17 protein-coding genes are annotated in these 19,421 nt (G+C 62.3%); 10 read left to right on the top strand and 7 right to left on the bottom strand.

Features of this window, described 5'->3' with window-relative positions:
* Positions 1 to 39: 39 nt before the first annotated feature.
* Complete coding sequence (locus tag GH663_RS10430) at positions 40 to 582, top strand: NUDIX domain-containing protein (RefSeq protein WP_153131561.1); 543 nt, start codon at positions 40 to 42, stop codon at positions 580 to 582.
* Positions 583 to 683: 101 nt separating this feature from the next.
* On the opposite strand, the gene GH663_RS10435 is transcribed toward GH663_RS10430, so the two are convergent.
* The 6 genes from GH663_RS10435 to fabI all read right to left on the bottom strand — a co-directional run bounded on the left by GH663_RS10435 (position 684) and on the right by fabI (position 8,640).
* Positions 684 to 3,563 carry an adenosylcobalamin-dependent ribonucleoside-diphosphate reductase gene (locus tag GH663_RS10435; protein ID WP_153131774.1) on the bottom strand — a complete coding sequence of 960 codons (2,880 nt, stop codon included), beginning with the start codon at positions 3,561 to 3,563 and terminating at the stop codon, positions 684 to 686.
* A gap of 231 nt (positions 3,564 to 3,794) precedes the next feature.
* The gene (locus GH663_RS10440; protein WP_153131563.1) at positions 3,795 to 4,976 is read right to left on the bottom strand and encodes an acetate/propionate family kinase; all 1,182 of its coding nucleotides are present in this window, start codon (positions 4,974 to 4,976) and stop codon (positions 3,795 to 3,797) included.
* Between the two features lies 1 nt (position 4,977).
* On the bottom strand, positions 4,978 to 6,396 hold the full coding sequence (locus GH663_RS10445; protein ID WP_153131564.1) for a bifunctional enoyl-CoA hydratase/phosphate acetyltransferase: 1,419 nt from the start codon (positions 6,394 to 6,396) through the stop codon (positions 4,978 to 4,980).
* Positions 6,397 to 6,608: 212 nt separating this feature from the next.
* Positions 6,609 to 7,094 carry a hypothetical protein gene (locus GH663_RS10450; RefSeq protein ID WP_153131566.1) on the bottom strand — a complete coding sequence of 162 codons (486 nt, stop codon included), beginning with the start codon at positions 7,092 to 7,094 and terminating at the stop codon, positions 6,609 to 6,611.
* A 70-nt stretch (positions 7,095 to 7,164) separates the two neighbouring features.
* Positions 7,165 to 7,743, bottom strand: coding sequence for a hypothetical protein (locus tag GH663_RS10455; protein WP_246181553.1), 579 nt, complete (start codon positions 7,741 to 7,743; stop codon positions 7,165 to 7,167).
* An 87-nt stretch (positions 7,744 to 7,830) separates the two neighbouring features.
* The gene (fabI, locus tag GH663_RS10460; RefSeq protein ID WP_153131570.1) at positions 7,831 to 8,640 is read right to left on the bottom strand and encodes an enoyl-ACP reductase FabI; all 810 of its coding nucleotides are present in this window, start codon (positions 8,638 to 8,640) and stop codon (positions 7,831 to 7,833) included.
* Positions 8,641 to 8,957: 317 nt separating this feature from the next.
* Between fabI and GH663_RS10465 the strand changes: the two genes are divergently transcribed.
* The 7 genes from GH663_RS10465 to GH663_RS10495 all read left to right on the top strand — a co-directional run bounded on the left by GH663_RS10465 (position 8,958) and on the right by GH663_RS10495 (position 15,484).
* Complete coding sequence (locus GH663_RS10465; protein WP_153131776.1) at positions 8,958 to 10,841, top strand: NAD(P)H-dependent oxidoreductase subunit E; 1,884 nt, start codon at positions 8,958 to 8,960, stop codon at positions 10,839 to 10,841.
* Positions 10,838 to 11,536, top strand: a complete 699-nt coding sequence (locus GH663_RS10470) for a 2Fe-2S iron-sulfur cluster-binding protein (RefSeq protein WP_153131572.1) — start codon at positions 10,838 to 10,840, stop codon at positions 11,534 to 11,536. The genes GH663_RS10465 and GH663_RS10470 overlap by 4 nt, the downstream gene beginning before the upstream one ends.
* Position 11,537: 1 nt before the next feature.
* Positions 11,538 to 12,086: an NADH-quinone oxidoreductase subunit B family protein gene (locus GH663_RS10475; RefSeq protein WP_153131574.1), complete on the top strand. Its 549-nt coding sequence runs from the start codon at positions 11,538 to 11,540 to the stop codon at positions 12,084 to 12,086.
* Between the two features lie 13 nt (positions 12,087 to 12,099).
* The gene (locus GH663_RS10480) at positions 12,100 to 13,563 is read left to right on the top strand and encodes a Ni/Fe hydrogenase subunit alpha (protein WP_153131576.1); all 1,464 of its coding nucleotides are present in this window, start codon (positions 12,100 to 12,102) and stop codon (positions 13,561 to 13,563) included.
* Positions 13,560 to 14,102 (top strand): hydrogenase maturation protease, encoded by a 543-nt coding sequence (locus GH663_RS10485; RefSeq protein ID WP_153131577.1) that lies wholly within the window; start codon positions 13,560 to 13,562, stop codon positions 14,100 to 14,102. Before GH663_RS10480 ends, GH663_RS10485 begins: the two co-directional genes overlap by 4 nt.
* A gap of 18 nt (positions 14,103 to 14,120) precedes the next feature.
* The gene (locus GH663_RS10490) at positions 14,121 to 14,636 is read left to right on the top strand and encodes a hypothetical protein (RefSeq protein ID WP_153131579.1); all 516 of its coding nucleotides are present in this window, start codon (positions 14,121 to 14,123) and stop codon (positions 14,634 to 14,636) included.
* A gap of 134 nt (positions 14,637 to 14,770) precedes the next feature.
* A complete protein-coding gene (locus tag GH663_RS10495) occupies positions 14,771 to 15,484 on the top strand; it encodes a hypothetical protein (protein ID WP_211371118.1) in 714 nt (237 codons plus the stop codon).
* Positions 15,485 to 15,595: 111 nt separating this feature from the next.
* Here GH663_RS10495 and GH663_RS10500 read toward each other — a convergent pair whose 3' ends face one another.
* Positions 15,596 to 16,039: a universal stress protein gene (locus GH663_RS10500; RefSeq protein WP_153131584.1), complete on the bottom strand. Its 444-nt coding sequence runs from the start codon at positions 16,037 to 16,039 to the stop codon at positions 15,596 to 15,598.
* 88 nt (positions 16,040 to 16,127) lie between these two features.
* Between GH663_RS10500 and GH663_RS10505 the strand changes: the two genes are divergently transcribed.
* Positions 16,128 to 17,540: an MBL fold metallo-hydrolase RNA specificity domain-containing protein gene (locus GH663_RS10505; RefSeq protein WP_153131586.1), complete on the top strand. Its 1,413-nt coding sequence runs from the start codon at positions 16,128 to 16,130 to the stop codon at positions 17,538 to 17,540.
* Positions 17,541 to 17,584: 44 nt separating this feature from the next.
* Complete coding sequence (locus GH663_RS10510; protein WP_153131588.1) at positions 17,585 to 19,333, top strand: PHA/PHB synthase family protein; 1,749 nt, start codon at positions 17,585 to 17,587, stop codon at positions 19,331 to 19,333.
* The last annotated feature ends 88 nt before the right edge of the window (positions 19,334 to 19,421 follow it).

The following is a 19,421-nucleotide window of genomic DNA, read 5'->3' on the forward strand; positions in this document are numbered from 1 at the left end:
TTAAACGCCCCGTACGGGGCGTTTTTTTTGGAGTTGAAGATGCTTGATGACAGTCATTTGATCGAGTTGGAAGTCAGTTCGGAGACGGTTTTCGAAGGTGCCCTGTTGCATGTGCGGAAGGATGTCGTCCGTTTGCCGAACGGCAAGCAGTCGATCCGTGAGTACATTCTGCATCCGGGCGCGGTCGTTGTGCTGGCGCTGCTCGATAACGGCAACCTGATATTCGAAAGGCAGTTTCGCTATCCGTTACGACGAGTCTTTCTTGAGCTTCCTGCCGGCAAGATCGATGCCGGTGAGGAGATTCTGCTGACCGCGCAACGTGAATTACTGGAAGAAACTGGCTATGTGGCCCGGGAGTGGCAGCATCTGGGGGTAATGCATCCGTGTATCGGTTATTCCGACGAACGGATCGAGATTTTTGTCGCGCGTGGTCTGTATCTGAGCGGCGAGAGACAGCTGGATCACAACGAGTTTCTTGATGTCATCGAGTTGTCGCCAGGAGCGGCTCGCGCTGCCGTATTGGACGGCGGCATCACCGATGCAAAAACGATTACCGCGCTTTACTGGCTGGATCGCTTGTAGGCCTGGTTTGAAATATTGCCGTTTTTGGACGTCGACCGCAGCAGTCGAAAAAAAGCCCCGGAGAATTTCTCCGGGGCTTTTTGTTGGCGCGTCGGGCGTGATCAGCCGCAGGTTCCGACCGCGCCGCAGGCGGTGCAGAAGTCGCAGCCGTCCTTGCGGATCATCGTGTGGTTGCCGCATTCCGGGCAGAGCTTGCCCTGGGTCGGCAGCACCTTGTTGCTGGAGGTATCTTCCGGCGCTTCAAGGATGCCCATCTGCTGCAGCGGGAAGCCCTTGTCGTCGAGGATGCCGAGCATGCAGTAGCGGTGAATGATCAGGTGAGCGATGTAGGCCACCGTCGACGGATAGGTCTGCTGCTTGCGGGAGCCCGGGACGAAGGCCATGAAATCGCCGAGCGGCTCGGAGTAATCGATCAGCTTGCGCAGCTTCATACCGATCCAGGCCGGATCGAGAACACGCATGTCCAGCGAAAGCAGCTTGGAGAGGCCGTCGAGGGCACGCGGGTAGTTGCCCGAGAGCCACATCGAGTAGGGGCGGGTGACGCCGTCCGGCAGCGTGATTTCCTTGAGGCCGAGGACGAAGTCTTCGCCGGTCGACGGGTTGTTGATGTCGACCGTCCAGGACAGCGTGCCGTCGGTGCCGGTCTTCGGCTCCTTGGCGCTGAACAGGGCATCCTTCACCGGCGTCGGGCCTTCGTGCTTGAAGGCGCCGAGTTGTTCGCACCGCCAGGCGATGACCTGGGCCATGGCGGACACCACGGAGGGCACGCGCTTGCGCTCGCCATGCGGCGGCATCGGCATTTCGAAGGAGTCGCCCGGCGTCTTGGCCAGCGCATCCAGTTTCATTTCCAGCCAGCCATGGTCGTTGGCCCGCATGTCCATCGACAAGGTCTTGGCGACGGCGCCCAGACCGCGCGGTTCGGCCGGGCCATTGGCCCAGACTTCAAACGGCCAGGCCCGGCCTTCCGGTTCGACGTGGCCGACGAACAGCGCGAACTTGCCGATCGGCGAGTCGAGCATGTAGGTCCAGCACAGATTGCCTTCCGGCAGGTTCGGACGGCCCGGCCAGCGCAGGCTGGAGAGGACCGGGGCCGGCAGGTTCTTGATCGACAGGCGACGGTTGGCGTCGGAGACGAAATCCTGCGGCGACTTGGCATCGGCTGCCGTGGAGTCGGTCTTGGCCGGTTCGGTGGTGACCGAAAGCACGGAGCCGAGGACGCTGTTCGGGCGATAGGTGGCGAGGCCCTTGAGACCGGATTTCCAGGCGCTCATGTAGAGATCCTGGAAGTCTTCGTAGGGATAGTCGGCCGGCACGTTGACCGTCTTCGAGATCGAGGTGTCGATATGCGGCGCAACGGCGGCGACCATGTCGGCATGCGCCTGGGCGGAGATTTCCAGCGCCGTGACGAAGTAGTCGGGCAGCTTGCTCACATCGCCGCCTTGATGCTTGTAGAGGCGCCAGGCGTAGTCCTCGACCGCGTATTCTTTCAGCGTGCCATCCGGCATGCGCTTTTTGCGGTTGTAGGTCCAGGAGAACGGCGGTTCGATGCCGTTCGAGGCATTGTCGGCGAAGGCCAGCGAGATGGTGCCGGTCGGTGCGATCGACAGCAGGTGCGAGTTGCGCAGGCCATGCTTGCGGATCTCGGCCTTGACCTCGTTCGGCAGACGGGAAGCGAAGTTGCCGCCGGACAGGTAGAGCTCGGCATTGAACAGCGGGAAGGCGCCGCGTTCCTTGGCCAGTTCGACCGAATACAGATAGGCGGCATCACGCATGCATTCGGTAATGCGGGTCGCCATGGCGCGGGCTTCGACCCGGTCGTAACGCAGGCGGAGCATGGCCAGCGTATCGCCGAGGCCGGTGAAGCCGAGGCCGACGCGGCGCTTGTTGGCGGCTTCCTGCTGCTGGCGTTCGAGCGGCCAGTGGGTGGCGTCGAGCACGTTGTCGAGCATGCGGGTCGAGACGCGGACGACTTCCTCGAAGGCGGCGAAATCGAACTCGGCCTTGTCGGAGAAGGCGTGGTGGACGTACAGCGTCAGGTTGATCGAACCCAGGCAGCAGCAGCCATACGGCGGCAGCGGCTGTTCGGCGCAGGGGTTGGTCGCCTCGATCACTTCGCAGTAATTGAGGTTGTTGTCCTTGTTCATGCGATCGAGGAACAGGATGCCCGGCTCGGCGTGGTCGTAGGTCGATTTCATCACCTGGTCCCACAGTTCGCGGGCGCGCACCTTGCGGTAGACCCACATGCCATCTTCGCGCTGATAGGCGCCGGCCGACAGCATGTCGGCATTCGGTTCGGCCCGATGCAGCAGTTCGACATCGGTATCGGCATCGACCGCTTCCATGAAGGTGTCAGTGACCCCGATGGAAATGTTGAAATTGGTCAGGTCGCCGTGGTCCTTGGCGTGGATGAATTCCTCGATGTCCGGATGATCGCAGCGCAGGACACCCATTTGCGCACCGCGACGGGCTCCGGCCGATTCGACGGTTTCGCAGGAGCGGTCGAAGACACGCATGTAGGATACCGGGCCGGAGGCGCGCGATTGCGTGCCCTTGACGTGGGCGCCTTGCGGCCGGATGCTGGAGAAGTCGTAGCCGACCCCGCCGCCGCGACGCATGGTTTCAGCCGCCTGGGCCAGGGCAGTGTAGATGCCGGGTTTGCCGTCGGTGGTTTCGACGATGGAGTCACCCACCGGTTGCACGAAGCAGTTGATCAGCGTGGCTTGCAGGTCGGTACCGGCAGCTGAATTGATGCGACCGGCCGGAATGAAACCGTTTTCCTGAGCCCACAGGAACTTTGATTCCCAATGCGCACGATCCTTTTCCTGCTCGACCTGAGCTAGTGCGTAGGCGACGCGGCGACGCACGTCATGGACGTTGGTTTCCTTGCCTTTGGCGTACTTTTCGATCAGTACTTCGCCGGAGATTTCCTGCTCCTGAAGCGGGGCGAATTCGGGCGGGGCGGGGATGTCGGTCAGGGACAATTGTTCGGCGACTGGGCTCACTTTTTGCTCCTCAGCATGGCTTGATTAATCGGGCTTGTTAGTTTTCGAATGGATGCGAATCTACTATATCTAGTAGGTCAATTCAATCCGTTGACTAGATACGGGGTTGTGTGCCAATCGACAAAGCGTTTTGTCATACTGCTGAAAACCCCGAAAAAACAAGGCCCCGGCACCTCTCGGGGCCGGGGCCTGCGGGCAAAAAATTTTTGCTTAGAGGGCGAGTAGCGTCTGGGCGTGGTGGGCCATCATCCACTCCTCGTTGGTCGGAATGACCAGCACATCGACGCTGCTGTTGCCGGCGCCAATATGCAGGTCATGGCGGGCATTCGCTTCCGGATTGAGGCGGATGCCGAGCCAGTCGGAGAGCAGGCAGACCCGGCGCCGCACTTCCGCCGCATGCTCGCCGATGCCACCGGTAAAGACCAGGGCATCGAGGCCGCCGGCCGCTGCGGCCAGCGAGCCCAGTTCGCGGGCGATGCGGTAGCAGAACAGGTTGACCGCCTCCTGGGCTTCCGGCTTGTCGCTGGAGAGCAGGGTGCGCATGTCCTGGCTGATGCCGGAGACGCCGAGCAGGCCGGATTCCTTATAGAGCATCTTGGTCATGTCCTTGACCGAGAGGTTCTTGGTCTCCATCAGGTGCAGCACGACACCGGGGTCGAGATTGCCGCAACGGGTGCCCATGACCAGGCCGTCGATGGTCGAGAAACCGAGTGTCGTGGCGACGCACTTGCGATTGACCATGGCCGCCATGCTGGCGCCGTTGCCGAGGTGGGCGACGACGACACGGCCGTCGGCACGCCGTGAGTGTTGCGGCAGGGCGCGGGCGATGTACTCGTAGGACAGGCCGTGGAAGCCGTAGCGCTTGACGCCTTCGGCGGTGATCGAGCGCGGCAGGCCGAAGATCTGGGCGACATCCGGCTGGCTGCGGTGGAAGGCCGTGTCGAAGCAGGCGATCTGCGGCACGCGGGGGAGCAGGGCCTGCAGGGCGCGGATGCCGGCGACGTTGTGCGGCTGGTGCAGCGGGGCGAGCGGCACGTAGCTGCTCAGCTTCTCCAGCACGTGGGCGTCGATGGCGATCGGCGCCGAGTAGTGGTCGCCGCCATGCACGACACGGTGGCCGACGGCGACGATTTCCCAGTCGTTGTGGCTGCCGGTAAACCAGTTGAGCAGGGCGTCGAAGGCCTGGTCGTGGGTGACCCGTTCGCCGCTCAGGGTCTGGTCGGCGATGCGGTCGCCAGCACGGTTCTTGGCGATGAGCTTGGTCGATTCGGCGCCGATGCCGTCGATCTGGCCGGAGACTTCGGCCTCCGGCGAAATCGGGTGGGCGAGCGGAAAGAGTGCGAACTTGATCGACGAGGAGCCGGCGTTGATGGTCAGAATGCCGAGTTTCATATCAGACAGATCCTTTGTTGCGATTGGCGTGAGCGATCAGGGCGGCGATGACGCAGGAGGCGGTACGCGTTTCGGCCGAGTCGGCACGGCTGGTCAGAACGATGGGCACCCGGGTGCCGAGCACGATGCCGGCAGTCAGGGCGTTGGCGAGGTATTCAAGCTGCTTGGCCACCATGTTGCCGGATTCGAGGTCGGGCACGACGAGAATTTCGGCGTGGCCGGCGACGGCCGACTTGATGCCCTTGGTTTTGGCGGCGACGATGGACACGGCGTTGTCGAAGGCCAGCGGGCCATCGAGGATGCCGCCCCGAATCTGGCCACGGTCAGCCATCTTGCACAGGGCGGCGGCGTCCAGCGTGGACTGGATTTTCGGGTTCACCGTCTCGACGGCGGACAGGATGGCAACCTTGGGTTCGGGGATGCCGATAATGTGGGCCAGTTCGATGGCGTTCTGGATGATGTCGACCTTTTCTTCCAGGGTGGGCGCGATATTGATCGCCGCATCGGTGATCAGCAGCGGCCGATGATAGGTCGGCACATCCATCAGGAAGACGTGGCTGATCCGGCGCGAGGTGCGCAGGCCGTTGGCGCGCGAGACGACTTCGCCCATCAGTTCGTCGGTATGCAGGCTGCCCTTCATCAAGGCTTCGGCATCGCCGGTGCGCACCAGTGAAACGGCGATCGCCGCCGAGTCGTGGCTGTGCGCGGCGTTGACGATGCGGATGCCGTGCAGGTCGATGCCGAACTCTTCGGCCACCGAGCGGATCTTGGATTCTGGACCGACCAGGATCGGCTCAATGATGCCTTCCTGGAAGGCGATGACCGGCCCGCGCAGGGATTCGCAGTCGCAGGGGTGGGCGACGGCAGTCGGGATCGGTTCCAGACCCTTGACGCGCGACAGCAGGTGTTTGTAACGCTCATGCTTGTCGTCGATGCGGATGGCTGGAAAGTGCACCGCCTGCATGTGCGAGATCTTTTCGGTCGGTGCCAGGACCTCAGCCGTGCCGCGCACGACCTGCAAGCCTTCCTGGTTGGCGCACACGCAATCAAAAATGACGTGCTTGTTGTGATCGAATTTCTGCTTGGCGGTCACCGTGATGGTGATGGTGTCGCCAATGGTCACCGGGCGGGCGAAATGCAGCGTCTGGTCGATCAGGATGGTGCCGGGGCCGGGAAACTGGGTACCCAGTACCGTCGAAATCAGCGAGCCACTCCACATGCCGTGCGCCATGACTTCGCGGAACATGCCGCTTTCGGCGTATTGCGGGTCAACGACGGCCGGGTTGATGTCGCCGGTCAGGATCGCAAACAGCTTGACGTCTTCCGGCATCAGGGTGCGCGTCAGGTTCGAGGCGTCGCCGATACGGATTTCGTCGTAGGTGCGGTTGACGAGTAAACGTTGTTCGTTACTCTCATGCATGGTCTTGCTCCCCAATAAGGACATGGACCAGAAGGTCCGATAACTAATGCCCAGTATAGTGTGCTGCGGCGCAGCAAACAATGCGCTCGGCAACTGCTTGTTTGACTTTTAATGTCGTTTTCAGGCGCGTGGTTGCCATCGTTCGGTGAGATATTTTGTGTGCACTTGCAGCATACGATGCCTTTGGGGAACTCTGCTCAAGGCCCTGAAAATCAATCCCGCTGGGCAACACGACGTTCGTGTATCGCTGTTTTAGGCGGGATGTCGATCTGCAGTTTGGGATGAAGTGCCGAGAGTCGGTCGATGACCCACTGGTTGGCCTCGAAGGTAAATTCCCGGGCGTGCAGCGGGGCGCCGGAGTAAGCCTCGACGAAGAGGGCGACGGCGGCCGAACGGCTGACGCCATATTCGCAATGGACCATGACCGACATCGGGAAGGGCGCCGCTTGCAATTCCTTGACGAAATCGCTGATCTGGCGCGCCATCAGGTGATTGAACAGGCCGGGCATGGGGGCCGGCAAATATTCGTCGGCCGGGACGGCATCGTAAAAAGCCAGGCGCAGCACGTGGTTGAACATCGGGTCGAGCCTGGCTTCCGGGGTGCCCGGGTCGGTGATCGAGATCACCGCCATCAAGGGATTGCCGATGAGCGATTCGGCGTGTTCGCGCGACGCGAAATGAATTTGGCTGATGGTCATGATCCGACAGGGCCAGTGGTGAAGGCTGCGTTATGTAGCAAGAAAAATCGAGGGCTGCGGTGGACAGTGCTCATTCCATGAAAACCGGGTCGGAGAAGACCAGGGTCCCATCCTTGCGCATCATCAGGTTATCGGCCTTGATCAGGTCGGGCAGGGCGCCATATTCGCTGGAGAATTCTTCCAGCGCCTTCAGCGAGTCCCGGACTGTGTCGGTCCAGCCCATCGGGGTGACGACGAGGTGATGCAGCGCGATGCGTCCCATATCCTGGGCCAGGTTGCGCCACATCAGACAGGCATCGAAGTAGGAGGTGGAAATCTTGGTTGCGACGTCCGCAGCATCACCGCCGCCGGGTAGCGGGTAGAGTTTTTCGACTTCGACGATATGAAAAGGAAAGCCGCGGCTGGAACGGCCGACGGTGCCGTGGTCGGCATAGACGATCGGGAAGTGATGGCCGGTCGGTCGGTCGGGGGCCGTGTAGTAGGCATAGTCGGTTGGTGAAGAGAGCACCTTGAAGACTCTCTCCTGCCCATCAACCACATCGCCGTCGAGGACGATGGTGTTTTCGCCGCGGCCGATCTCTTGCCTGCCATTGAGCAGCGGGTGATCCGGGACCGGGTCGGCGATGATCGTGCCGCAATTGGCTTCCATTGGCTGCACCATACGGGAACGTCTGAAACCAAAGCATACCGCAAAGACGCAGTCGGACTGCGCCTTGCGGCTGCTTGAGCTAACTGCTTAGGCGACGATGTGGGCGCCGGCGTCCACGTAGATCGTCTGCCCGGTCATGCCGGACGAACCGGCCGTGCACAGGAAGGCGGTCAGGGCGCCGACTTCGTCGATGGTCACGGTGCGGCCGAGCGGTGCCTTGGCGGCATCTGATTCGAGCAGCGTGTTGAAGTTGGCGATACCGGAAGCGGCGCGGGTCATGATCGGGCCGGGCGACACGGCGAAGACGCGAATGCCCTTGGGGCCGAGGTCGTAGGCCATGTAGCGGACAGCAGATTCGAGCGCCGCCTTGATGATGCCCATCACGCCATAGTTGCGGACGACGCGTTCGGCACCGAGGTAGGACATGGTGATCAGCGAGCCGCCGTGGGCCATCAGCGGCTCAAGCGCCTTGGCCATGCGCAGGAAGCTGTGGCAGGAGATGTTCATGGCCGAGTCGAAACCGGCTTCGGTGGTGTCGATGACGCGGCCGTGCAGGTCGTCGCCGTTGCAGAAGGCCATCGAGTGAATGGCGAAGTCGATTTCGCCGAACTCGGCGCCGCACTTTTCGATGACCGATTCCAAGCTGCCTTCTTCGGTGACGTCGAGCTTCAGGAAGAGCTTGGCGCCCAGTGCCTCGGCCAGCGGCTGCGTGTATTTGGCGGTCTTTTCATTCTGGTAGGTCAGCGCGATTTCGCCGCCCAGTTCGCGGATCGCCTTGGCGACGGCGAAGGCGATCGACTTGTCATTCGCGACACCGGTGATCAGGCCCTTCTTGCCAGCCAGCGGCAAGACGTGATTGGTTTGCACGAGGGGGGATTGTTCGGTTGTTGTGGTCATGCTGTTCTTCCTTCCGTAAAGGGGGCCAGAAGCTGATGCGGTGCACCATTAATGGCTGATGAACATGCATTAACGGGTACTAATGCATGCTGTGATGCAGCATTATTGTTGCACATTCCTGTTGCGGTTTGTTGACATTCCGATGGCGTGGATTTTCTTGCCGCAGCGCGTATCGGCGCCACTTTGCGGGGCATTGGTGTCGTTATCAGTATCGGCTGGGGAGCTGTTTGATCTGCCGCAATAACCCTGCAATAAATAGTGATAATCTTTGCTGCGTCATGGGCAGTTTTCGGGAGGTTGAAGTGGCACTCAACGAAATGCATGCCGAAGCGGTAGCCGGGATTGTTGATCGCGTGGCTACCCGTCATCGGCGAGATCCGACCTGCATGCTGCAGATACTGCGTGAAGTCCAGGAGGCCTGCGACTGGTTGCCACCTGAAGCCATCGATCGCCTGCAGGTGGTGCTCGGCGTGCCGAGAACCAAGATCGAAGGTGTCGCCGGCTTCTACGCCTTCCTCTACACCCAGCCGCGCGGCAAGTACCGCATCCTGTTTTCCGATAATGTCACCGACCGCATGCAGGGTAGCGTCGCGCTGATGGAGCGCCTGTGCAGCAGCCTCTGGGTCGAACCGGGCAAGGTCTCGGAAGACGGCCTGCTCAGTGTCGATATCACTTCCTGTACCGGCATGTGCGATCAGGGGCCGGGGCTGCTGGTCAATAATTACGCCATTCCGCGGTTGACCGCCGGACTGGTCGATGAAATCGCCGAACTGATCCGCAACAAGGTGCCGCTGGCCGAGTGGCCGGCCGACTACTTCCGGGTGGATGACAATGTGCGGCGTGCCGACGTGCTGCTCGCCGCCCAGATGGCCCCGGGCGATGCCTTGCGGGCGGCGCGGGCGCGGGCGCCGAGCGATGGTCTGATGGCCTCCAACATGCGCTCCTGGCGCGAAGGTTTGCCGTCCGGACTGGGCGGGCCGATCGCCATGCTCGACGACATGAAGCGGGCCAACCTGCGCGGCCGCGGTGGCGCCGGCTTCATGACCGGGATCAAGTGGGAAGCCTGTCGCAACGCCCCGCTCAAGCCCGGACAGGAGCGCTTCGTCGTTTGCAATGCCGATGAAGGCGAGCCGGGCACCTTCAAGGACCGCGTACTGCTGACTTCGCATGCCGATCTGGTTTTCGAGGGAATGACCGCGGCGGCCTACGCCATCGGCGCCCGCCGCGGTTTCCTTTACCTGCGCGGCGAATACCGTTACCTGCTGGAGCCGCTCACTGCGGTGCTCGAACGCCGGCGGCGGGAAAAAGTGCTGGGCAACGACATTCTCGGCCTGCCCGGGGCCGATTTCGACATCGAGATCCACCTTGGCGCCGGCGCCTACGTCTGTGGTGAAGAGTCGGCGCTGATCGAGTCGCTCGAAGGCAAGCGCGGCACGCCGCGCAACCGGCCGCCGTTCCCAGTCACCAACGGCTATCTCGACCAGCCGACCATCGTCAACAACGTCGAGACCTTCGCTGCCGCCGCCTTGGTCGCGCTGAATGGCGGCGAGTGGTACGCCAGCATCGGCACCAAACATTCCGCCGGCACCAAGCTGCTTTCGGTGTCCGGCGATTGCGAGCGGCCCGGCATCTACGAGTACCCGTTCGGCGTCAGCATCCGCCAGGTGCTTGCAGACTGTGGCGCCAGGGATACGCAGGCCGTGCAGGTCAGCGGCCCGTCCGGCGTCTGCGTCGCGCCAGCCGAATTCGACCGTGTCATCGGCTTCGAGGATATTCCGACGGCCGGCGCCTTCACCATTTTCGACAACAGTCGTGACATGTTCGAAGTGGCGCGCAACTACGTCCATTTCTTCCAGCATGAAAGCTGCGGCTTCTGCACGCCGTGCCGGGTCGGCACGTCGCTGCTCAAGAACCTGATGGATAAATTGCACAACGGCGTCGGTTCACCGTACGACTTTGCCGAAATCGAGAAACTGAACCAGTTGCTTCAGGCAATGAGCCATTGCGGCCTCGGCCATACCGCCTGCAATCCGGTACTCGACACCATCGCCCGCTTCCGGCCGGCCTACGAGCAGCGGATGACGCAGCAGGACTTCACGCCGGCCTTCGACCTCGACCGGGCGCTGGCCGAAGCACGGCAGATGACCGGGCGCGACGATGCCGGCGCCCACCTCTCCAGCAAACATGGAGGTGCAGCATGAGCCATACCTTCACGCTCGACGGCAAAACCATTCCCTTCGCCGAGGGCCAGACCATCCTGCAGGCCGCCGACGCGGCCGGGGTCTTCATTCCGCACCTGTGCTACCACCCGGACTTCAAGCCGCACGGCTCGTGCAAGCTGTGCACAGTCAAGGTGAACGGCCGGCAGACGGCCTCCTGTACGATGCGCGCCTTGCCCGGCATGGTGGTCGAGAGCGAGACCGAAGAGCTCAACGACGAACGCCGGGCGCTGACCCAGATGCTGTTCGTCGAGGGCAACCATTTCTGTCCCTCCTGCGAGACGAGCGGCAATTGCCGGTTGCAGGCCACGGCCTATCACCTGGGCATGATGAGCCCGCATTTCGACCATTTTTTCCCGAGTCGGGCGGTCGACGCCTCGCATCCCGATGTTTTGCTCGACTTCAATCGCTGCATCCTCTGCTCGCTGTGCGTGCGGGCCAGCCGCGATGTCGATGGCAAGAACGTTTTCGCGCTGTCCGGGCGCGGCATCAAGACCCATCTGATCGTCAATGCCAAGTCCGGCCGCCTGGCCGATACCAACTTCACGCTGGCCGACAAGGCGGCGCAGGTCTGCCCGGTCGGCGTCATCCTGCCCAAGCGGCACGGTTTCGCAGTGCCGATCGGCGAGCGCAAGTACGACAAGGCGCCGATTTCCGAAACGACGGAGGGCCGCTGAGATGAGCGAGAACCGCAAACTCAGGGTGGCGACGACCTCGCTAGCCGGCTGCTTCGGCTGCCACATGTCCTTCCTCGACATCGATGAGCGGCTGTTCACGCTGCTTGAACACATCGAGTTCGACCGTTCGCCGCTGACCGACATCAAGACGGTCAGCCCGGGCACCGACATCGGTTTGATCGAAGGCGGCCTGTGCAATGCCGAGAACGTGCATGTTCTGCGCGAGTTCCGCCAGAACTGCAAGATACTGGTCGCACTCGGTGCCTGTGCGGTCAATGGCGGCCTGCCGGCCCAGCGCAACCACCTGCCGCTGACCACCATTCTCGAAGAGGTCTATCACACCAGCCCGGGGCTGGCCAACGGCATGATCCCGAACGACCCAGAACTGCCGCTGCCGCTGAACAAGGTGCACCCGATCCACGAAGTCGTGAAGATCGACTATTTCATCCCCGGTTGCCCGCCCTCGGCCGACGCCATCTGGAAAGTGCTGACCGACCTGCTGGCCGGCCGCGAACCGACGCTCGGCCACGGTTTGATGCATTACGATTAGCCGAGGTGAGGACATGACCTACAACCTTGAAACTGCCCAGCACCCCGAAACCCTGCGCCGCGTCGCCATTGATCCGGTGTCGCGCGTCGAAGGGCATGGCAAGGTGACCATCCTGCTCGACGACCAGAACAAGGTGCACCAGGTGCGCCTCCACATCGTCGAATTCCGGGGCTTCGAGAAATTCATCCAGGGCCGGCCGTATTGGGAGGTGCCGGTCATGGTCCAGCGCCTGTGCGGCATCTGCCCGGTGTCGCACCATCTCGCCGCGTCGAAGGCGCTCGATGTCATCGTCGGCGCCAAGAAGCTGACGCCGGCCGCCGAAAAGCTGCGTCGGCTGATGCACTACGGCCAGATGCTGCAATCGCACGCGCTGCACTTCTTCCACCTCTGTTCGCCCGACCTGCTGTTCGGCTTCGACAGCGAGGTGACCAAGCGCAACATCGTCGGCGTCGCCCTGGCCCACCCGGAAACCGCCAAGCGCGGCGTCCTGCTGCGCCGCTTCGGCCAGGAGGTGATCCGCGTCACGGCCGGCAAGCGGGTGCATGGCACGGGGGCGGTGCCGGGTGGCATGAACAAGTCGCTGAGTACCGCTGAGCGCGACGAACTGCTCAAGGATATCTACCACATCGTCCAATGGTCGCGCGACGCGGTGCACCTGATCCAGAAAGTGCATACGCAGGACCCGGGGCTGTACAACAGCTTCGGCATCTTCCGCTCCAACTTCATGTCGCTGGTCGGCCACAACGGCGACCTCGATTTCTATCACGGCACGCTGCGCGCCCGCGACGACAACGGCAAGTTGATCTTCGACCATGTCGATTACCAGCAATACCACCAGTACATCGAGGAAGAAGTGCGGCCGTGGAGCTACATGAAATTTCCCTTCTTCAAATCGCTCGGCAAGGAACACGGCTGGTACAAGGTCGGCCCGCTGGCCCGGGTGCAGAACTGCAACCAGATCTCGACGCCGTTCGCCGAGCACGAGCGCAAGGAATTCGTCGATTACGCCGGCGGCTCGCCGCTGCACGCGCCGCTCGCCTACCACTGGACGCGGATGATCGAGATGCTGCACGCCGCCGAGGTGATCAAGGAACTGCTGCACGACGACGACCTGCTGTCGAAAGACCTGATGGTCGAAGGCGAACGGCAGATGGAAGGAGTTGGCGTCATCGAGGCGCCGCGCGGCACGCTGTTCCACCATTACCAGGTGGACGAGAACGACGTGGTGACGATGGCCAACCTGATCGTGTCCACGACCAACAACAACCAGGCGATGAACGAGGCGATCCGCCATGTCGCGCGGCGCTACCTGAATGGCCGCGAAGTCACCGAAGGCCTGCTCAACCACATCGAAGTCGCCATCCGCGCCTTCGACCCCTGCCTGTCCTGCGCGACGCACGCGCTGGGCAAGATGCCGCTTGCCGTCGAGCTGGTCGATGTCGAAGGGCAGGTTGTGCATGCGCTGAGCCGGGCATGACGGCGCCACTGGTCATCTTCGCGGTCGGCAACCCGAGCCGGGGCGATGACGCCATCGGCCCGCTGCTCTGCGCTCGACTGGCCGACTGGCTCGACGATGAAGGACTGGCCGGGCAGATCGAACTGATCGAGGACTTCCAGCTCAATATCGAGCACGTCCTCGACTTGCCGGGCCGGCAACTCGCCCTGTTCATCGATGCCGGCGAACGGACACCGGGTCCATTCACCTTCCGGCGCATCGAGGCGGTGCCCGGTCTGGCGCATAGCACACATGCGCTGCCGCCCGAGTCGGTGCTTCAGGTCTACCGGCAGACCGAAGGCGGCGCGGCGCCACCGGCCTTCGTGCTCTGCGTGCGTGGCGAAGAGTTCGAACTGGGGGCGGCCCCGAGTGCGGCGGCGGAAAACCATATCGACGCTGCCTTCGCACTGTTGCAGAAGCTGTGCTCGCGGCTGGAACTGGATTTCTGGGCGGCTCTGGGCGAGCCGGTCGCGGCGCCGGTTTTGGCCGAATTTGCCACGTCCACCGCAGGCATGGCCTGAAGCGATGAGGAGTCCACCATGATCCGCAAAATCTGCCTGCTCTGCGCTATTCTGCTTTTGTCCGCCTGCGCCGGTAACGACGGTCGCGGCTTGCAGCCCGGCATTGCGCAGATCGACGAGGTGGTCGCCCAAATGGGGCCGCCGGCGCTGCGCTGGAAGGACACGGACGGCAGCCAGCAACTGGCTTTCCCGCGCGGGCCGCAGGGAGTCCATACCTTCATGGCCTTTTTCGGGCCGGATCAGCGTTTGATCCGGCTGGAGAATGTCCTCGACACCCGCCATTTCGCGCAGATCCGGCCGGACAAGCACGACCAGAACGACATCCTCCGTCTGCTCGGCCCGCCCAATCCGGCGTGGACCGTATTTTTCAAGGCGCGCAACGAACTGGTCTGGGAGTGGCTGTTCTGCGACGACTGGAACCAGTTGGCCCGCTTCGACGTACTGTTCGATGCAAGCACGGGCATCGTTCGGACCACCTACCAGCGGCCCGACCTGCGTGGCCCGATGGCGATCGCCCCGGTTTGCAGCCGTTAGCCGTTTGCCGGAGGGTAAGCCGGGCCCAGGTCTGAATGCATCAGGAATTGTTGATGTGCATCATGGGCAAGCCGTCTCGATGGCGGCATTCTGGCGTCCGTGCGCTGCCTTTCCGGTGGTGTTGCGAGAGTGATATGTTTTTCCTCAGGCATTGTTTGACGGCGGCTTTGGCCGCCGCTTTTTTGACGCCAGCCGCTGCGCTGGACAGCGCCGAACAGCAGTTCGAGCGTCTGGCTGCCCAGGTCAAGGCCGGTCACCCGCCGTCGCCGGGAGAGACTGTCGAAGTCGACGTCGATCTGGCCGCCAGTTCGGGTTTCAGCGTCGAGGTCGCCGGTGAAAGGGCGCAGGTCCGCTACCGGATGGCCTTCAATCAGATTGCCGAAGGCTGGAGTTGGCGCCCGCTGGCCGATCCGGCGGTCGACGACTATTACCGCTACAAATTCCTGCCGCTGCAATCGGTTGCCGTCGAGCGCGGCGAATACGCGCACGAGGACAAGATCGGCGTCACGCAGCAGATGAAGGTCAGCTGGCGTTACGACTACTTCCTGGCCTTCGACAACCTCTACGATTTCTATCCGCGTGTCGTCGATGACGACGCCGGCTTCGTCGCCGATCTGCCGGCCGCCGTAGTCGGCCATCTCGGCCTGCGCGCCAAGGGCCATCTGATCGAGCCGCTGATCAGCGAGAGCACGACCTTCTGGAAAGCCACTTACGGCAAGCCAACCGATTTCACGCTGAAAAAGCGCTATCTGGTCAGCGTGCTCGACGAGGTTGATTTCGTCGATACCGACAGCGGCAAGGTGCTCTGCCGAATTCGTCCGGCCAGCAACGACTGCCTGAAGCGCTGAGCCAGCCGGTTGCCCGGGGGCGGCAGCAAAAAACCGCCGCGTCCCGTGGCCGGGGCGGGCGGTTTTCAACGAACTGCCCAAGCAGCGGCCGCTGCTGGACTGACGGCAAACCTAGCGGTAAACCAGCACCGGTACCTTGGAATGGGTCAGCACCTTGTTGGTTTCACTGCCCAGTAAAAAGCCGCTGATGCCGCGTCGACCGTGAGAAGCCATGAAAATCAGATCGCAGCCGGACTTTTCGGCGGCTTCGATAATGGCTTCGTAGGGGACGTCGCTGGTGGCTGAGGTCACCGTGCATTCGACCCCGGCTTCGGCGCACTCCTTCTGGACTTCGCCGAGGTATTCATTGGCTTGCTGGTCGGCCAGTTCGGCAAATTTCTCCGGCGTGGTCGGGTCGATCAATGCCCCCTCGCCGAAGTAGGCGATCGGATACTCGGGTTTGGCGAAAAAGACCGTTACCCGGGCGCCGCATTCCTTGGCAAACGAAACGGCACGTTTGGCGGTGGCGCGCGAAAGTTCTGAGCCATCGGTCGGTACGAGAATGTGCTTGAACATGATTGGGTCTACCTCCTGAAACAGTCTGCTGGCGTTGCATTCAGCCTTCTTGAGGTTCATGCTACGCCAAGTCGGGAGGAATATAAACATGCGACTGACTTTTCTCGGAGCGGCCGGTGAAGTGACCGGTTCCTGTACTCTGGTCGAGACCGGAGATAGCCGCTTTTTGGTCGATTGCGGGATGTTCCAGGGCGGGCCGGAGGCGCGCCAGAAGAATCAGCGGGCGCTCGATTTCGGCTTCGATGTCCGGCAGATCGATTTCGTGCTGCTCACCCATGCTCACATCGACCATTCCGGCCTGCTGCCCCGCCTCACCATGCTCGGCTACAAGGGGCCGATCTATGCGACGCCGGCCAGCATTGCGCTGCTCGAAGTTTTGCTGCCGGACAGCGCCCATATCCAGGAAAAGGAAGCAGAGTGGCAGTTGCGCCATCGCCGCCGGCGCGGCAAGAACGAGCGCGGCATTCCGGCGCCGCTCTACTCGGTGGCGCAGGCCCTGGCCACCTTGTCGCAGTTGCGGTCGGTTCGTTACGGTGTCGAGCTGGTGCCGGCCGACGGGGTCCGGGTGCGTTTTCACGATGCCGGTCATATCCTCGGCTCGGCCTGGCTGGAGGTGAATCTGGGGGGCGAGGGACGGCCGCGTCGATTGATCTTCTCCGGTGATCTCGGCATGTCGGACCGGCCGGTGCTGTGCGATCCGGAAAAGGTCGTGCCGACGGCCGATGTGCTGTTGATCGAGTCGACCTACGGCAACCGCCTGCACCGCTCCCTGCCGGAAACCGAGGAGGAAATCATTGGCGCAATCGAACGGACCCGGGCTGCGAGTGGCAACCTGATCATTCCGGCCTTTGCCGTCGGGCGGACGCAGGAAATGCTCTACACGCTGGCCGATCTGGTCCGCCGCAAACGGCTGTCGCCGCTCAAGGTTTATGTCGATTCCCCGATGGCCAACAGTGCGACGCGCATCACGCTCGATCATCAGGAACTGCTCGACCCGGAAACCCGTGAGCTGATTGCCTGGCAACAGGCCCACCCGGCCCAGATGAAGGTCGAGTTCGTCGCCGATGTCGAGGCCTCGAAGGCGCTCAATGAAGTGCGCCACGGCGCGGTGATCATTTCGGCCAGTGGCATGTGCGAGGCTGGTCGCATCAAGTATCACCTGCGCGAAAACCTGCCGCGCAGCGAATGCAGCGTGCTGATCACCGGTTTCCAGGCGGCCGGTACGCTCGGCCGGCGACTGGTCGATGGCGCCCGGCTGGTCCATATCTTTAGCCAGGCCGTACCGGTGCGGGCGCGCATCTATACGGTCGGCGGCTTATCGGCGCATGCCGACCAGGCGGCCTTGCTCAACTGGTTGCACGGCTTTCACAAAGCGCCGGGGCGGACTTTCGTGGTGCATGGGGAGCCGGGGGCGTCGGCCGCCTTCAAGCGCGCCATCGAGGAACAGCTTGGCTGGTCGGCGGTACATCTGCCGCTCCCCGGCGAGTCGGTCTCGCTGTAACATGTTCTCGGTAAACTTGGAATATTCAGGAAGAGGTAAGTCAAATGTCCGGTAATGGAACAGCCCGCCACAATGGCATCGATATCAGCAGCCTGAGTCCGCTTGAAACGACCAGCAAGGCGATCAGCAACGCCCTCGATCCCTATGGGGTCACCACCTCGTTGCTCAACGCCCACATGGCCTGGATGATGCACCCGCAGGAGCTGACCCGTGCGGTCAACGCCCTGTCGGGCGATCTTTTTGCGCTTCAGTCGCACGTCATGCGGCGGGCGATCGGCATTCCGTCGGACGACGTGATCAAGCCGAATGCCGACGATTCCCGTTTTGCCGCGCCGGTGTGGACCGAGTCGGCTTCGTGGGACATCATCAAGGAATGGTATCTGGCCTTTACCCATCGCTTGCAGGACATGTATTTCGAGACGCCTGGCCTGTCCGACAAGGAACGCCGGCGGGCCGCCTTCTGGTTGCGCGAATGGCTGAACATGGTGGCGCCGACCAACTATTTCTGGCTCAACCCGGTCGCCATGCGGCGCTTCGTCGAGACTAACGGCGAAAGTCTGCGTCAGGGCTGGGAAAACCTGCAACGCGATGCCAAGGCCAAGAATATCCTGATGGTCGAGCCGGATGCTTTCACCGTCGGCAAGGATCTGGCGACGACGCCGGGCAAGGTGGTCTTCCGCAATCGCCTGGTCGAATTGATCCACTACGCACCGACCACCGACAAGGTGCGGGCGACGCCCATCGTCATCACGACACCCTGGATCAACAAGTTCTACATCCTCGACCTGACGGCCAAGAAGAGCATGGTCAAGCACCTGACCGACAAGGGCTTCTCGGTTTTCATCACTAGTTGGAAGAACCCGGGCGAGGATCTGGCCGATATCCGTCTCGACGACTACCTGCTCGAAGGTGTCGATGAAGCCGTCCGTGTCGCCTGCGAGTTCTGCAAGGTGCCGCAGGTGCATCTGGTCGGCTACTGCATTGGTGGCACGCTGGTCAGCACCTACATGGCCTGGGCCAACAAGCGCTACGGTGCCGACAAGGTGCCAGTGGCACACTGGACGTTGTTCACGACGCTGACCGATTTTTCGCACCCCGGCGACATCGATGTCTTCATCGACGAAGCCTGTGTCGGCGCGCTGGAAGAGTCGATGGCCAAGAAGGGCTATCTCGACGGCGGCGAAATGGCCACCTCCTTCCGCCTGCTGCGTTCGAACAGCCTGATCTGGCATTACTGGGTGAACAGCTACCTGCTCGGCGAAAGCCTGCCACCGTTCGATGTGCTGTTCTGGAACATGGATACGACGCGCATGCCGCAGGCCATGCATTCCTTCTACCTGCGCGAAATGTATCTGCACAACAACCTGATCAAGCGCGACAAACTGGAAATCGCCGGCGAGTCGATCGACCTCGACCGCATCACGCAGCCGCTCTATGCGGTGACGGCAGAGGATGACCATATCGCGCCATGGAAGCAGTGCTACCGCATCCGCAAATACGTCAATGTCGCGGCCTCCGTGCGATTCGTGCTGTCCTCCTCGGGTCATATCCTCGGCATCGTCAACCCGCCGGCCAACCCGCCGAAGCGTGCCTACTGGATTGCCGAACCGGAACGCAACGAGCACTGGGAGCACTGGTTCGACCGCGCCGAGAAGAAGCCGGGCACCTGGTGGGACGACTGGACGAACTGGCTGGGCGAACGGACCGGCGATCTGGTCGAAGCCTATCCGGCGGCCAATCGCAAGTTCCCGGCGCTGGCCGATGCGCCGGGCACCTACGTCCTGGAAAAGTAGCGCACCGTCTGCCGCCAAGCACCGCCGGGCTATCCGGTCCCGGCTTGAATTGATACATTAGCCGCTGACTGGATAGTTCCACGGTGCC

The organism is Dechloromonas hortensis (genome assembly GCF_009469765.1).
GTDB classification, from domain to species: Bacteria; Pseudomonadota; Gammaproteobacteria; order Burkholderiales; family Rhodocyclaceae; genus Azonexus; species Azonexus hortensis.